General features: G+C 61.0%; 15 protein-coding genes and 3 pseudogenes. 11 read left to right on the forward strand and 7 right to left on the reverse strand.

Going from position 1 to position 14809, the window contains the following annotated elements; genetic code table 11:
• Positions 1-127: 127 nt before the first annotated feature.
• Together queD and ACQ4MY_RS12535 are read right to left on the reverse strand one after the other, a co-directional pair.
• A complete protein-coding gene (gene queD / locus ACQ4MY_RS12530; RefSeq protein WP_007915588.1) occupies positions 128-484 on the reverse strand; it encodes a 6-carboxytetrahydropterin synthase QueD in 357 nt (118 codons plus the stop codon).
• Positions 485-569: 85 nt separating this feature from the next.
• A complete protein-coding gene (locus ACQ4MY_RS12535) occupies positions 570-1649 on the reverse strand; it encodes a patatin-like phospholipase family protein (protein WP_008088948.1) in 1080 nt (359 codons plus the stop codon).
• 246 nt (positions 1650-1895) lie between these two features.
• Between ACQ4MY_RS12535 and ACQ4MY_RS12540 the strand changes: the two genes are divergently transcribed.
• From ACQ4MY_RS12540 to ACQ4MY_RS12555, 4 genes are read left to right on the forward strand one after another with little or no spacing between them, the layout of a single operon-like run.
• Positions 1896-2204: a PepSY domain-containing protein gene (locus tag ACQ4MY_RS12540; RefSeq protein ID WP_008081499.1), complete on the forward strand. Its 309-nt coding sequence runs from the start codon at positions 1896-1898 to the stop codon at positions 2202-2204.
• Positions 2204-2515, forward strand: coding sequence for a PepSY domain-containing protein (locus tag ACQ4MY_RS12545; RefSeq protein WP_008081498.1), 312 nt, complete (start codon positions 2204-2206; stop codon positions 2513-2515). The genes ACQ4MY_RS12540 and ACQ4MY_RS12545 overlap by 1 nt, the downstream gene beginning before the upstream one ends.
• 3 nt (positions 2516-2518) lie before the next feature.
• Complete coding sequence (locus tag ACQ4MY_RS12550; protein WP_008081496.1) at positions 2519-3187, forward strand: response regulator transcription factor; 669 nt, start codon at positions 2519-2521, stop codon at positions 3185-3187.
• Positions 3184-4497: a sensor histidine kinase gene (locus tag ACQ4MY_RS12555; protein ID WP_440095322.1), complete on the forward strand. Its 1314-nt coding sequence runs from the start codon at positions 3184-3186 to the stop codon at positions 4495-4497. The genes ACQ4MY_RS12550 and ACQ4MY_RS12555 overlap by 4 nt, the downstream gene beginning before the upstream one ends.
• 112 nt (positions 4498-4609) lie before the next feature.
• On the opposite strand, the gene ACQ4MY_RS12560 is transcribed toward ACQ4MY_RS12555, so the two are convergent.
• Together ACQ4MY_RS12560 and ACQ4MY_RS12565 are read right to left on the reverse strand one after the other, a co-directional pair.
• Positions 4610-5365, reverse strand: a complete 756-nt coding sequence (locus tag ACQ4MY_RS12560) for a methyl-accepting chemotaxis protein (protein WP_440095591.1) — start codon at positions 5363-5365, stop codon at positions 4610-4612.
• Positions 5366-5467: 102 nt separating this feature from the next.
• A pseudogene (locus tag ACQ4MY_RS12565) lies at positions 5468-7030 on the reverse strand (HAMP domain-containing protein); the annotation flags it as partial.
• Positions 7031-7206: 176 nt separating this feature from the next.
• On the opposite strand from ACQ4MY_RS12565, the gene ACQ4MY_RS12570 reads away from it, so the two are divergent.
• From ACQ4MY_RS12570 to ACQ4MY_RS12580, 3 genes and pseudogenes are all read left to right on the forward strand, one after another.
• Positions 7207-8526, forward strand: coding sequence for a Na+/H+ antiporter family protein (locus ACQ4MY_RS12570; protein WP_440095323.1), 1320 nt, complete (start codon positions 7207-7209; stop codon positions 8524-8526).
• A gap of 165 nt (positions 8527-8691) precedes the next feature.
• A pseudogene (locus ACQ4MY_RS12575) lies at positions 8692-9468 on the forward strand (cache domain-containing protein); the annotation flags it as partial.
• Between the two features lie 312 nt (positions 9469-9780).
• Positions 9781-10374, forward strand: a pseudogene (locus ACQ4MY_RS12580) (methyl-accepting chemotaxis protein); the annotation flags it as partial.
• 109 nt (positions 10375-10483) lie between these two features.
• Here the strand turns inward: ACQ4MY_RS12580 and ACQ4MY_RS12585 are convergent.
• The gene (locus ACQ4MY_RS12585) at positions 10484-11419 is read right to left on the reverse strand and encodes a LysR family transcriptional regulator (protein ID WP_440095324.1); all 936 of its coding nucleotides are present in this window, start codon (positions 11417-11419) and stop codon (positions 10484-10486) included.
• Between the two features lie 112 nt (positions 11420-11531).
• Between ACQ4MY_RS12585 and ACQ4MY_RS12590 the strand changes: the two genes are divergently transcribed.
• The 3 genes from ACQ4MY_RS12590 (at position 11532) to ACQ4MY_RS12600 (ending at position 13159) form a co-directional block, all read left to right on the forward strand.
• Complete coding sequence (locus ACQ4MY_RS12590; RefSeq protein WP_440095325.1) at positions 11532-12017, forward strand: DMT family transporter; 486 nt, start codon at positions 11532-11534, stop codon at positions 12015-12017.
• Complete coding sequence (locus tag ACQ4MY_RS12595) at positions 12017-12475, forward strand: DMT family transporter (protein ID WP_008081487.1); 459 nt, start codon at positions 12017-12019, stop codon at positions 12473-12475. The genes ACQ4MY_RS12590 and ACQ4MY_RS12595 overlap by 1 nt, the downstream gene beginning before the upstream one ends.
• 516 nt (positions 12476-12991) lie before the next feature.
• Positions 12992-13159, forward strand: a complete 168-nt coding sequence (locus ACQ4MY_RS12600) for a metallothionein (RefSeq protein WP_008081486.1) — start codon at positions 12992-12994, stop codon at positions 13157-13159.
• 23 nt (positions 13160-13182) lie between these two features.
• Here ACQ4MY_RS12600 and ACQ4MY_RS12605 read toward each other — a convergent pair whose 3' ends face one another.
• On the reverse strand, positions 13183-13455 hold the full coding sequence (locus ACQ4MY_RS12605) for a hypothetical protein (protein ID WP_440095326.1): 273 nt from the start codon (positions 13453-13455) through the stop codon (positions 13183-13185).
• A gap of 39 nt (positions 13456-13494) precedes the next feature.
• Positions 13495-13722, reverse strand: a complete 228-nt coding sequence (locus tag ACQ4MY_RS12610) for a DUF6555 family protein (RefSeq protein WP_008081484.1) — start codon at positions 13720-13722, stop codon at positions 13495-13497.
• Positions 13723-13867: 145 nt separating this feature from the next.
• On the opposite strand from ACQ4MY_RS12610, the gene ACQ4MY_RS12615 reads away from it, so the two are divergent.
• On the forward strand, positions 13868-14632 hold the full coding sequence (locus ACQ4MY_RS12615; RefSeq protein WP_440095327.1) for an AraC family transcriptional regulator: 765 nt from the start codon (positions 13868-13870) through the stop codon (positions 14630-14632).
• Positions 14633-14809: the final 177 nt, after the last annotated feature.

The raw sequence follows: 14809 nt of genomic DNA on the forward strand, positions 1-14809 counted from the left end.
ACTGCGCCTTTTTCCCGTGTTCATTACGTCCTCCTGAGAATGGGTCAGAAGGTGTAAACCTTATTCAGGACGGGACAGCGGATAAAAAAAGGGTCGTGAGCAATGCAGCTCACGACCCTTTTGCATTTTACTCGCCGCGATAGATGCAACCGCTGGTGCAGGTCTCGTGGATACGGATCGCGCTCAGTTCCGGCAGCAATGGCTTCATTTCATTCCAGATGAATTTGGCCAGGACTTCGCTGGTCGGGTTTTCCAGACCGGGAATGTCGTTCAGGTAGTTGTGATCCAGACGCTCGTACAGCGGCTTGAAGATCGCCTTGATCTCGGAGAAATCGCGGATCCAGCCGGTGTGCGGATCGAGGTCGCCGCTCAGGTGAAGCGCCACTTTGAACGAGTGACCGTGCAGACGTCCGCACTTGTGGCCGTCCGGGACGTGCGGCAGGCGGTGGGCGGATTCGAAAGTAAATTCCTTGAAGATTTCCACGGTATTTTCGGCTCTGTTCAGATGGTGTTCGCCGCAGCGATTCGGGCAGGCGGCGAGTTTACCAGCTTGTGTTTGGGCGTGCTGACTAAAGGGTCAGCAAGCGCTCGGCGAGGCGACCATTGGCAGCCAGTTCGAGGAACTCATCACCCAGGCGGCGGCTTTCGTCCATCGCCGCATGCCAGTATTTCTGTCGGCTCGGCGCATCGCCCATGAAGCGTTTGAAGTCATTACGATCGGGGAGTTTGCCGTAAGGCAGGCGCGCCAGATATTCCTTCGACGGCGCAAGCAACAGTACGTCCTGCAAGCGCTGCACCGAAGCCTTGCGCCACGGCAGGGTCTTGTCGAACCAGCCCGGAATCACCCGGTCGGTGAAATGCGGATAGAGCACGATGCCGTCGCCGCTGTAGGGCAGGTCGAGGTGATAGTCGAGCAGACCGCCATCGCGGAAGGTGCCGGCACCGGCGCCCGGCAAGTCGCGCACGCCTTCCATGACCATCGGGATCGAGCCCGAGGCCAGCAGCGCCTGACGCAGGTTGCCGGCATTCAGGGCGACGAAGCGCGAGGGGAAGTCGTTCAGCGCATTCACCGGTGGCGCCAGACGCGGATCGTGGATGATCAGCCGTTCGAAATGCCGCGACAGCCGCGCGCGGCCCCGCAGGTTGTCGGCGATCACCGAACCCAGCGCCAAGCCGAGGCGACCGCGATGGTCATCAGCCAGGCGCCCCTGACTTTTCACCACCATGATGTTCAAGCGGTAATGCGCGTTGTCGAGGATGCTCGCGTCGCGGCCATCGAGCAGGTCATTGAGCATGCGCTGCGAGCTCTGACTGATCTCGGCCATGGTCACGCCTTTGTTGAAGTTCTGCTCGGCGTACAGATGTCCGAGACGGCGGATGCCTTCGGCGGCGTCCGGCAGGCAAGCGCTGGCGAAGCGCCAGGAACCGACCGAGGCGCCGATCAGCGATCGCTCGCGCGGCGCACTCGGCAGCCATTCACCGAACAGCGCCAGATCCAGCCCCTGAATCCCCAACGCCTTCGGCCCACCCGCGGCGCCGGGCAGGGTGCCGACGTCAGCGGCGTTCAGGCCTTGCGCGCGAATCCGCGCCATGGCGCGAGGGCCGGCTTTAAGGGTGAGGGCGGGGAATTTGATGTGGATGGCGGTCATACCGATCTCGATCGTTAGCAAGCAAACAATTATAAGCACATGTCACAAATTCCTGTAGGAGCTGCCGCAGGCTGCGATCTTTTGATCTTGCTTTTAGTAAAAGACCAAATCAAAAGATCGCAGCCTGCGGCAGCTCCTACAGGGGGTGATGTGTTGGGATGGGGCAATGATGGCAATTCAGTTTCAGTTAAGTTGAAATCGCTAAGGTGCCCGCCGTATGCAACACATAAAAAATACGGAGACACCATGAAAACCCTGACTGCCCTGTCCATTGCCGCGTTCATCGGCTTCACCGCCAGCCTCGCCCACGCCCGCGATCTGGGCCCCGATGAAGCCCTGCGTCTGCGTGACGCTGGTACTATCGTCTCCTTCGAGAAGCTCAACGCCACGGCGCTGGCCAAACATCCGGGCTCGACGATCACCGACACCGAGCTGGAAGAGCAGTACGGCAAGTACATCTATCAGGTCGAAATGCGTGATCCGCAGGGTCTCGAGTGGGATCTGGAATTAGACGCGGTGACTGGGCAGGTTCTCAAGGATCATCAGGATACGTAATGAAGGTTAATGTTTGCGCCACGCGCCGCACGGCGTTGGCGCTGGTGATGTTTTGCTCGACGGCGATGGCCCGCGACCTCGGTCCGGACGAAGCCCTCAATCTGCGCAAGCAGGGCGTGATTCTGCCGCTGGAGCAAGTGCTGCAACAGGCGATGGACCGTTACCCCGGCGCGAAACTGCTGGAGGTCGAGCTGGAAGAAAAGCACGACGTCTACATTTACGAAGTCGAGTTGCTGACCGCCGAAGGCGTGGCCCGCGAGTTGCACCTGAAGGCCGACACCGGCGAACTTGTGAAAGACAAGGAAGATTGATCGATGCGTTTGCTATTGGTGGAAGACCACGTACCGCTGGCTGACGAGCTACTCGCCGGCCTGCAACGCCAGGGCTATGCGGTCGATTGGCTGGCGGACGGCCGCGATGCGGTGTATCAGGGCAGCAGCGAGCCCTATGACTTGATCATTCTCGACCTCGGTCTGCCCGGCGTGCCGGGGCTTGAGGTGCTCGCGCAATGGCGTGCCGGCGGTCTGGCGATTCCGGTGCTGATCCTCACGGCGCGTGATTCCTGGGCCGAGCGCATCGAGGGGTTGAAGGCCGGCGCCGACGATTACCTGACCAAACCGTTTCACCCCGAAGAGCTGTACTTGCGGATTCAGTCGCTGCTGCGTCGCTCCAAGGGCCAGGCCAATCAGCCGACGCTCAAGGCCGCCGGCCTGCATCTGGATGAGGGCCGCCAGTGCGTAGTGCGTGACGGTGCCGACATTCAACTGACCGCCGCCGAATTCCGTCTGCTGCGCTATTTCATGCTGCACCCAGAGCAGATCCTCTCGAAAAGCCACCTCGCCGAACACCTCTACGACGGTGAAACCGAGCGTGATTCCAACGTCCTCGAAGTCCATGTCAATCACCTGCGCCGCAAGCTGGGCAAAAGTGTGATCGAAACCCGTCGCGGCCAGGGTTACCTGTTCGGCGGGCAGGCTTCGTGAGGTCGATCCAGCGCCGCTTGAGCCTGGGGTTGATCAGCGTGATGGTGATCGTCGGTCTGGTCGTCGCGCAAACCAGTTTGTGGTTGTTCGAAGTGGGTTTGCAGCGTTACCTCGAAGCCGGCCTGCGCAACGACAGCGAAAGCCTGCTGGTGGCACTGGTGCGCGGCCCGCAAGGCTTGCAGCTGGATGAGCGGCACCTGTCGCCGGCCTATCAACGGCCGTTTTCCGGGCATTATTTCCGCATCGATTTTGCCGACAGCCACTGGCGTTCGCGCTCGCTGTGGGATCAGGATCTGCCGCTGCTGGAGCAGTCCGGTCTGCACAGCAACCTGCAACTGGGCCCGGACGGTCAGCAACTGTTGGTGCTGCGTTCGGATTATCGGCGTCTGGGACAGTCGATCTCGATCAGCGTCGCGCAGGATTACACGCCGGTGCGCCAGAGCTTTCAGCGCATGCGTCAGATTGGCCTCGGCTTGGGTCTGGCGGCATTGCTGCTGATTCTGTTCTTGCAGCGGCTGACCGTGCGCCGCGCGTTGAAACCCCTGGAAAAGGCGCGCGAGCAGATCGCGCAATTGCAGCAGGGTCAGCGCTCGCAACTCGATGATCAGGTGCCGGTGGAGCTGGAACCACTGGTGGCGCAGATCAACCATTTGCTTGCCCACACCGAAGACAGCCTCAAGCGTTCACGCAATGCCTTGGGCAACCTCGGGCATGCGTTGAAAACGCCGCTGGCGGTACTGTTGAGCCTGGCGTCGAGTGAGAAACTCGATGGCCATCCCGAGCTGCGCAAGATCCTCAAGGAGCAACTGGAGCAGGTGCAGCAGCGGCTTAATCGCGAACTCAATCGCGCACGGTTGTCCGGTGATGCGCTGCCGGGCGCGCTGTTTGATTGTGATGCGGAATTGCCCGGGCTGCTGGCGACGCTGAACATGATTCACGGTGAGCACCTGGCGTTAAGCTACGTTGCGCCAGCCGGGCTGCAGTTGCCGTGGGACCGTGAGGATTTGCTCGAACTGCTCGGCAACCTTTTGGACAACGCCTGCAAATGGGCGGATGCCGAGGTGCGCTTGAGTGTGATCGAGCGTACGGATGGTTTTGCCCTGAGCGTGGAAGATGACGGCCCGGGGATCCCCGAAGCACAGCGCGCGCAGGTGTTCAGTCGTGGCACGCGGCTGGATGAACAGACCCACGGACATGGCCTGGGGCTGGGGATTGTGCGCGACATCGTCGACACGTGGGGCGGGTTGCTGGTGTTGGGCGAGAGTGAGTGGGGCGGCTTGAAAGTCCTCATCGAACTGCCGCGCCGCTGATCCCCCGCATCACCCTGTAGGAGCTGCCGCAGGCTGCGATCTTTTGATCTTTAAAGCAGGGTCAAAAGATCGCAGCCTCGTTGCACTCGACAGCTCCTACCTGTCGTGTGGGTCAGACGCGGAACTGGTCCATCAAGCTCTGCTGCTGATTCGCCAGGCTGTTGAGCGACTGGCTCACCCGCGCCGACTCATTTGCCTGCCCGGACAACGACTCCGTCACGTCGCGAATCGTCGCCACGTTGTTGTTGATCTCTTCAGCCACCGCGCTCTGCTCTTCCGCCGCGCTGGCAATCTGCAGGTTCATGTCGCTGATCACCGTCACTGCCTCGCCGATCTGACGCAGCGCGGTCACTGCCTGGCCTACCTGCTCGACACTGCCCTGTGCCTGACGATGGCTGTTGTTCATCGAGCCGACCACATCCTGCGTGCCGCTCTGCAATTGTTCGATGACCTGACGGGTTTCTTCCACCGACTCCTGCGTGCGGCGGGCGAGGTTGCGGACCTCGTCGGCGACCACCGCGAAACCGCGGCCGGCCTCACCGGCACGGGCCGCTTCGATCGCGGCGTTGAGCGCCAGCAGGTTGGTCTGTTCGGCGATGGCGCGGATGGTTTCCAGCACCGTGCCGATTTTCTCGCTGTTGGCGGCCAGACCTTCGACTTGCACCATGGCTGCACTCATGTCAGCGGCGAGGGTGTCGATGCTCGCGGTGGTGCGGTCGATCACGGTCAGGCCCTGGCGGGTGGCGCGATCGGCATCCTTGGCGGCTTCGGCAGCTTGTGCGGCACTGCGCGCGACGTCTTGCGCGGTCGCGCTCATTTCGTGGGAGGCGGTGGCGACCTGATCGACCTGACGGTATTGCTGCTCCATGCCGGCGCTGGTCTGGGTGGCGATGGCCGAGGACTGGTCGGCGGTGTTGCGTGCGTCCTGCACCGAGCGCTTCACGTCGGCGATGATCGGCTGCAACTTGTCGAGGAAACGGTTGAACCAACCGGCCAACTGGCCGAGTTCGTCCTGCTTGTCGTAGGCCAGACGGCGCGTCAGATCACCTTCGCCGCTGGCGATGTCTTCAAGCATGTGCGCCACGCCGAGGATCGGCTTGGTCACGCTGCGCGCCATCAGCCATACCAGCAGCAGGCCGATCAACGCGGCCAGCACGCCGAGGCTCAGCTCGATCAGCGTGCCCGAATTGTTGCTTGCGTCCAGCTGTTGCTTGAGCGCTTCGGCGCGGCTGACCAGGACTTTTTCCGGCACATCGAGCAACACGGCCCACGACGGGCCGCCGGGAATCGGCTGGAACGGCGACAGCACTTTCAGCTGGCCATTGCTGTGCAGGCTGCTGACGCTGCTGCTGGCCGCGAGCATGCGCAGCAGTTCGCTGCCGCTGGTTTTGTCCACGGCGTCCAGACGCTGGCTGAGTTTGCCGGCGTCCGGGCTGTACCCGGCGAGCAGACCGGTCGGGCTGATGATGCTCACGGCGGTCTGGCCGTCATAGAGCTTCTTGCTCGCGCCCTGACTGATCGCTTGCAGGCTGTTGAGGTTGATGTCGACCGACAGCGAGGCGATGACTTTGCCGTTGACCGTCAGCGGGAAAACGATGCTGGTCATCAGCACGTTGTGGCCGTCGATCACATAGAAGTACGGTTCGATCACACACGGTTTGAGCGTGGTGCGCGGGCAGGTGAACCAGGCATTCGCGGCCTGGCCGCTGGGGCCGGTGCTGGTGTCGGCCATGTCGCTTTCCGGCAGGGCCATCGAGGTGACTTTGCCCGGGGTCGGTTGCGACCAGTACAAGGCGAAACGGCCCTTGTCGTTGCTGCCCAGCTCAGCCTGGCCGGCGAACAGTTCGTCCTTGCCGTCCAACGCATTGGCTTCGAACACCAGCGACAGGCCGAGCAGGTCAGGGTTGGCTTGCAGCGCGGATTTGACCTGACGGGTCATGTCTTCGCGCAGGTCGAAGGCATCGAGGAAGCGCTTCTCTGCCTGTTCGCGCAGGAACAGCACCTGCCGCGAGAAGCCGTGGCCGTACTGATAAGCGTCCATGAACTGTTGACGAATGCCGGCGGCTTGCACTTCGCCTTGCGACTCGATGCGCGCCTGAGCGGACTCGGTGAGCATCTCCATGCTGGAGGCTTTCACCAGTTCGGAACTGTGCTCCATGCGATACAGCGAAAGACCCACCAACAGGGTCACGATACCGGCCAGGCAGAGGCCGGCGAGCAGGGTGATTTTCCATTGGATGGAAAGTTGTCTGAGCGACATGGAGACGTCCTTATTCGATAAATATCTGAGACTTTGCACTGTAACGGCCGAAAATCGGCTTTCTTTATCCCTGAAACACAATATGACCAATTGCCGCATGCCAAGGCTGGCCCCCTGTTTGGGTTGAGCACAAAACCTGTGGTGAGGGGATTTATCCCCGATGGGTGGCGAAGCCGCCCCCTGCATTGCGTCAGGTAAATTGAATCCGCAGGTTTTGCGACTGCTGCGCAGCCGATCGGGGATAAATCCCCTCGCCACAGGAAATACCTTCATCACAGGAGGATTTCAGCCATTGTGCAGCCAGCAGTTGTTTTGACACCGCCGCCACTCTGCGGCACAGTGCGCGCCCTTCTAATAAGACCCTCTTTGCAAATCCGCCGGTAACCCGTTGGCGGACTCATCCTGTCTGGCGGTGTGTTTTCCACCGCAGTGTTTTTTGAGGTAGTGAAATGAATGCAGTCATAGCCGCGGTCGGCGTCATGCTGGTGCTCAGCCTGTCCCGGGTGCATGTGGTGATCGCCTTGATCGTCGGCGCGCTGGTCGGTGGCCTGACCGGTGGTCTGGGCATCGATGCCACGCTCAAGGCGTTCAACAGCGGTCTTGGTGGCGGGGCGACGGTGGCGTTGTCCTACGCGCTGCTCGGCGCTTTCGCCGTGGCGATTGCCAAGTCCGGCCTGGCCCATGCGCTGGCCGACAAGGCTCTGGCGATGGTCGATCGCCAGCATTCGAGCGGCGGCGGCAGCGTCAAATGGCTGCTGATTGGCTTGCTGTGGGTGGTGGCGATCGCTTCGCAGAACATTCTGCCGATCCACATCGCGTTCATTCCGCTGCTGGTGCCGCCACTTCTATATGTGCTGACCAAGCTGCAACTCGACCGCCGCCTGATCGCCTGCGTCATGACCTTCGGTCTGATCACCCCGTACATGGTGTTCCCGGTCGGCTTCGGCAACATCTTCCTTAACCAGATTCTGCTGGCCAACGTCAGCAAGGCCGGCGTCGACATCAGCCAGATCAATGTCATGAACGCCATGGCGATTCCGGCGCTGGGCATGGTCTTCGGTCTGTTGGTGGCGGTGTTTTTCAGCTACCGCAAAAAGCGCGTTTACGATCTGGAGAAGATTGAACAGGTCGAGCAGGTCAGCGTGGCCTACAACCCGAAAACCATTGGCATTGCCGGTCTGGCGATTGCGGCTGCGTTCATCATTCAACTGTTGCTGGACTCGATGATTATCGGCGCGCTGGCCGGTTTTCTGATCTTTTCGGCGTCGGGCATCGTGAAGTGGCGTGAAACCGACGACCTGTTCACCGAAGGCATGAAGATGATGGCGATGATCGGCTTCATCATGATCTCGGCCTCGGGGTTTGCCGAAGTGCTCAAGGCCACCGGCGAAGTGCGCACCCTGGTCGAAAGCGCAGCGGCGTGGATCGATCACAGTCAGGCCATCGGCGCGTTGTTGATGTTGCTGGTGGGTTTGATGGTGACCATCGGTATCGGTTCGTCGTTCTCGACCGTGCCGATTCTGGCGGCGATTTTCGTGCCGTTGTGCGTGCAGTTGGGCTTCAGCCCGATGGCGATCGTGTGCATCGTCGGCACTGCCGGGGCGTTGGGCGATACCGGTTCGCCGGCTTCGGATTCGACGCTGGGGCCAACCTCTGGCTTGAACGTCGACGGTCAGCATCACCACATCTGGGACACCGTGGTGCCGACGTTCCTGCATTACAATTTGCCGCTGCTGGCGTTCGGCTGGGTGGCCGCGATGGTGTTGTAATTTAGCCTCTGAAGATCAAAAGATCGCAGCCTTCGGCAGCTCCTACATCAATCTCTGTAGGAGCTGCCGAAGGCTGCGATCTTTTTTTGCGGGTTCAACTTTTGCTCTGGCGTGCCGTTAAAGCCTTTAACCACGCCAATAAAACCAAAAGAGTGAGCCCCCACAATGCGCCTGAGCCTCAAGGCTAAAGTCCTGTCCCTCGCCGTTCTTCCGGTATTGCTCTTTGCGCTGGTCATCAGCCTGACCACGCTGTTCATCCTCCAGGAACAAGCGCACAAAGAGGTCGAACAGACCCGCGAACGCCTGCTCGGCGACGCCAAAGCGACCCTGCAAAGTTACGTGGCCGTGGCCATGACTACGATCAAACCGCTCTACGACGCGGCCGCCCCGGGCGATGAAGCGGCGCGGGCGCAGGCAATCAAATTGCTCTCGGGCATCCGCTACGGCAAGGACGGCTACTTCTTCGGCTACGACTCCGAGACCGTGCGCCTGTTCAAGGCCAACGACCCGGAAGGCGTGGGCAAAAGCTTCAAGGACAATCGCGACCCGAACGGTGTTTACGTCAACCAGGGCCTGGTGAAGGTCGCGAAGGACGGCACTCACTATCTGCAATACAGCTCGCCGCTGCCGGGCAATGCGCAAGTGCTGGTGCCGAAACTCGGTTACACCGAATACCTGGCGAAGTGGGACATGGCCGTCGGTACCTCGGTCAATCTCGACGGCATCGAAGCGCAAGTGGCGCAGGTTGAAGCGCAGGTGCAGGAACGCATGCAAGGCGTGGTGCTGAGCATCGTCGGCGTGGCGCTGGTGGTGCTGTTGGTGATCGCGGCGGCGGGCATGCTGCTGGCCAATACCATTCTGCGTCCGCTGACCCTGATGAAAGCCAACCTCGACGACATCGCGGCGGGCGAGGGCGATCTGACCCGCCGCCTGAACATCACCAGCGAGGACGAACTCGGTGAACTGGCCGGCTCGTTCAACCGCTTCGTCGATAAAATCCACGGCCTGGTGCGGCAGATCACCGAGATGACCACGCAACTCACCGGGCTGGTGACGCAGGTGTCCGATCAGGCGCAGCGTTCCGATCAGGCGATGGAGCGGCAGCGTCACGAGACCGATCAGGTTGCCACCGCCATCAACGAGATGTCTGCCGCCGCGCAGGAAGTGGCCAAGAGCGCGCAGAACGCCGCCGTCGCCGCCCAGCAGACCGACGAAGAAGGCCAGAGCGCCAAGCGTGTGGTGGCGGGCAGCATCAAACAGATTCATGCGTTGGTCGATGACATCCGCAGCAGCGGTGTCTCCCTCGACAGCCTGCAGCAGGACGTGACCTCGATTGTCGGCGTGCTCGGGGTGATCCGTTCGATTGCCGAGCAGACCAACCTGCTGGCGCTGAACGCGGCGATCGAAGCGGCGCGCGCTGGCGAGGCCGGGCGCGGCTTTGCCGTGGTGGCGGACGAGGTGCGGGCGCTGGCCAGTCGCACGCAGATCAGCACCCAGGAAATTCAGGGCATGATCGACCGCTTGCAGGCGGGTACGCAGCAGGCGGTCGAGGCGATGCGCCGCTCCAGCGAGGCCGGTGACGGCACCTCGCAACAGGCCAATCAGGCTGGCGCGTCGCTGGATGCAATGGCGTCGCTGATTGCGACGATCAACTCGATGAACGCGCAGATCGCCAGTGCGGCGGAAGAGCAGACGGCGGTGGCGGAGGAGATCAACCGCAGCGTGCATCAGATTGCGGTGGCGGTGGACAACGTCGCCGATGAGACGCAACTCGGCGCGCAGACCTCACGCAGCCTGGCCGAACTTGGCCAGCGCCTGGGCAAACTCGTGGGCCAGTTCCGTATCTGACTCCCCTCACTATCCAATGTAGGAGCTGCCGCAGGCTGCGATCTTTTGATCTTGATTGTTAAAAACCTGATCAAAAGATCGCAGCCTGCGGCAGCTCCTACATGGGACATCATGGTCTGTCCCAGTAGGGGATTTCGCCGAAGCATTCCATGAAGAAGTCGATGACCGTGCGCACCTTCACTGACAGCCGGCGGCTGCCCGGCCACAGCACCGCGATCTGCTGCGGTTCCAGGCTGTTCGACACCTGATACTCCCCCAGCACCGGCACCAACGTGCCTTCGCGCACCGCTTCGCCAATCAGCCACGACGGAAACATCACCAGGCCCAAACCTTGTTCGGCGGCTTGCGTGAGGGTGTCGGCATGGTTGCCGGTGATCGGGCCTTTCACCGAATACGGTGTCCAGTCTTCACCCTCGCGGCGGAAAAACCAGCGTTGCAGACCGGCCGCGCCTTTGTAGGCCAGGCATTGATGCTGCGCGAGGTCTTCAGGCTGTTGCGGTGTGCCGTGACGCTTGAGATACGCCGGGCTGGCGGCGACCTGAAAGCGGTGCGGCGCGAGAATCCGTGCCTGCATGCTCGAGTCGTGCAGCGGGCCGATGCGAAACAGCAAATCCGCGCCTTCCTGCAGCGGGTCGACGTAGTGGTCGGTCTGCTGGATATCCAGTTGCAGCTTCGGATAGCGCGCGCACAACTGCCCCAGCCACGGCGTCAGATGCCGCTGACCGAAGACCACCGGTGCGTTGATGCGCACCAGGCCGGTGGGTTCGCTTTGCTGTTCCTGCAAGGCTTGTTCAGCTTCTTCCAGTTGCACCAGCAACAATTGCGCGTGGTAGCCGAGCATGCGCCCGGCTTCGGTCGGCGTGACGGCGCGGGTGTGGCGGTAGAGCAATTGCTGGTTCAGCGCCTGCTCCATCAACTGGATTTGCCGAGAGATCGAAGAGGGCGCCACGCCCTCGCGGCGGGCCACTTCGGAAAAACTGCCATGGTCGAGCACGGCCACAAACAGCCGCAGTGCCTTGAATCCGAGTTCGCTGAGCCCGTGCATGATCTGTCCTGCTGTGCGTTATGCGCAAAAGTGTTGTCCGGATGCTCCCATTTATCGCACAGCGGCGCCAGCCGATAATCCGCGCCATCGTTGACTGGGCTGGATTGTGTTTATGCAAACGTTGGATGAAGTGAATGTGGCGGCACCGGTGGCCAAACCGGGGCTGCGCTGGTTATTGCTGCCGCTGGTGATAATGGCGGGCATGGGGTTGTCGGTAGAGGCCGGGTTGCTCGGGCCATTGGGCGCGCAGGTCGGGCATCTGTGGGCGACGTTGAGCATCTTTGGCGTGGGCTCGGCGATTCTGTTTTTGCTGCTGTTGTTTGCCGGCCCGCAGAAGGGCCCGGCGCTGAACACCTTGCCGCGCTGGCAGTTGATCGGGGGCATTCTCGGGCCGATCTACGTGGTGGTACTGACCCTGGCCACGCCGCACATCGGCATCGCCATGACGATGATCGCGATCCTCTCCGGGCAAGTCGGCAAGAGTGTGTTGATCGACCATTTCGGCTGGTTCGGGACGGCGCGCAAGAAGGTCAACGGTGAACGTTGGCTGGCGTTGTTGCTGATTGTGGCGGCACTTGTTTTGATTGCTCGGGGTTGATGATGAGTCTGATTATTTTGTTGGCCGTGGTGGTTGCGGCAGGTGCGGTGCTGAGTGTTCAGGCAGCGATCAATGGGCGCTTGGGGGAAACTGTCGGCGTGTTGCGCAGCAGTTTGCTGACGTTCGCCGTGGGTGCGCTGGTGACCGGATTGCTGATTGTGTTTTTCGAACCGGCGCATTCGGTGAGTTTGCTTGATGTGCCGAAGTGGCAGCTCAGTGGGGCGCTGTTTGGCGTGATATACATGATTGTCATGGTCGGCGCTGTGCCTCGGGTCGGTACGGCGGTGGCGACCGTGGCGGTGATTGTCGGGCAGTTGGGGATGGGGATGTTGATCGATAATTTTGGCTGGTTTGGCAACCCGGCGATCGATTTGTCCGGTAGCCGGGTTTTGGCGATGGGGTGTTTGGGGTTGGCTTTGGTGTTTATGTATCGGAGCAGTGTGCGTACGGGGGATTGATTCGGGTTTTTTGGGGGGCAAGCGGTGCGCGTTCAGCTGTTGTTCTTCGTAGGAGCAAAGCTTGCTCGCGAAGGCGGCCTGACAGCCGACCCACCTCTCCCAGCCGTACCATCATCCCCTGTAGGAGCTGCCGAAGGCTGCGATCTTTTGACTTTATCTTTTAAGAGCAAGATCAAAAGATCGCAGCCTGCGGCAGCTCCTACATGGTTTATCGGCTTCGCTTGCTGGCAGCCTGCCAATCTTCGATGCAATCCCCCGTAGGAGCTGCCGAAGGCTGCGATCTTTTGATCTGGCTCTGATTTTTGAATTTTCGCCAGGCCGGCATTCCGGCGTTTGAAAAAGGGGCTCGCTGATAAGAGCGAAACCCTAGGAAGCCATATCCGCAGCAACGGATATGTCCCCCAAACCCCAATAAAAAATCCGGATCAAAAGATCGCAGCCTTCGGCAGCTCCTACACTGGGTATCACGGCTTGCCCTCCAAGCCTCAGACAACCACCACACAAGGAGTCTGTTCCATGCCCGATAAAAAATGCGATTGCCCCGGCTGCAACTGCACCATCAAAGAAGGCGATCATTCCTACGCCGTGCACGGCAAACACTACTGCTGCGAAGCCTGCGCTCACCACCACAAGAGTGGCGAGGAGTGCTCAAGCAAGGGCTGCCATTGCGCACATCCGAAATAAACCCGGCGCAAAAAAAGTGGAGCCTAATCAGGCTCCACTTCCAGTTTCAAACTCGCATCATCCATGCGCTCGGTATGACGCACCGTCCCTTGCAGCCGTCGACCTTCGACCCTGACCACCACGGTTTTCGCCTGGTCGAGGTCGTCGGGTAACGGCGCTGGTACCCTCAGCGCGAAGCGGAACGGATCATCCTCGACCGCTTCCAGGCCCACGCGACAATCCACACTTTTGGTAATGCGCCCAAAGAGCGTGTCCAAGCCATAGTCCAGGTGCGCCTCGCTGCTGATGTTGCTCATTGTGCATTCCCCCGAATGATGCCGACCGCCAGGCTGAGCTTAGCTGGTCGGTCGCCAGACGACGTTTTCCACGCCGAATTTTTCCGCCATCGGTTTGCTGGTTTTCTGCACCTTTTCACGGCCAAAGCGCGGGATTCGCCCGACGCCGGCGTCGCAGCTTGCCCAGTGCCAAGCCTCGGCGTTGTCCATTTTGTCCGAGCGGATAATGAACGACTTGGGCGTGCCGTGAAGGGTGTATTCGATGACATAGAGTTTTGCGTTGTTCATAAAGCCCGTATTCCTCCCTGTGGTAATAGAAGGATCGCGGCGCACCGGGAAAATTCACTCGGATTGTCCGACGGTATCTGTCATTGGCGACGCATCGGTGCACTGGTTACCATGGCGCCTCCACCAACCCCAATGAATACTCGCCATGGCCCTCGCCGCGCCCCCCGATCTCAGTGACACCGATGTGCCCGTGCAACGTGTGGCGCGGACGTATCCGCGTGGGTTGTTTATCGAGCCGCATGCGCATGTCTGGGGGCAGTTGCTGTACGCGATGAGCGGGGTGATGTGGGTCGAGACGCCGCATGAAGCGCTGGTGGTGCCGCCGCAGCGGGCGGTGTGGTTGCCGCCCGGTGTGCCGCACGGGATCCGCGTGGTGTCGGATCTGCAGATGCGCAATATCTACTTGCGCCCGGCGCTGGCGGCGACACTGGATCAGACCGTGCAGGTGATCGAGGTCGGTGGGTTGCTGCGCGAGTTGATTGTCGGGCTGGTGGAGCAGGGCGACAGCGGAGACCCGGCGTACTACGAGGCGCTGGTCGGGCTGGCGTTGCTGGAGCTGCAACGCGCCCGCCGTTCGCAGTTGAAAATCCCGCTGCCGGACGATTCCGATCGGCGTCTGATGAACGTGTGCCAAGCGGTGATGGCGGCGCCCTCACTGGACATTCCTTTCGAGCAACACGCGGAAAATGCCGGGGCCAGCGTGCGCACCCTGGCGCGGCTGTTCAAGGACAGTCTCGGCATGGGCTTCGCCGAGTGGCGCCGACAGGTGCAACTGGCGACGGCGGTGGCGGAGTTGATTCAGGGCGTGGCGGTGAGCGTGATCGCCCGCGAACTCGGCTACTCGCCCAGCAGCTTCAGCGACATGTTTCGCCGCGAACTGGGCGTCGCCCCCTCACAATTCACTCTGTAACAACGTTACCTCCTGAACCGGCACAAACCCTGTGGGAGCTGGCTTGCCAGCGATGGCGGTGTGTCTGCAAAAATGATGCTGGATTTACTGGTGCCATCGCTGGCAAGCCAGCTCCCACAGGGTTTTGTGGTGGTTTCGGCAGGGTTGGCCGAAATTCAGAAGTCGTTGGCCGATGCC

This window comes from Pseudomonas sp. SM4 (assembly GCF_051913165.1).
Lineage (GTDB): Bacteria > Pseudomonadota > Gammaproteobacteria > Pseudomonadales > Pseudomonadaceae > Aquipseudomonas.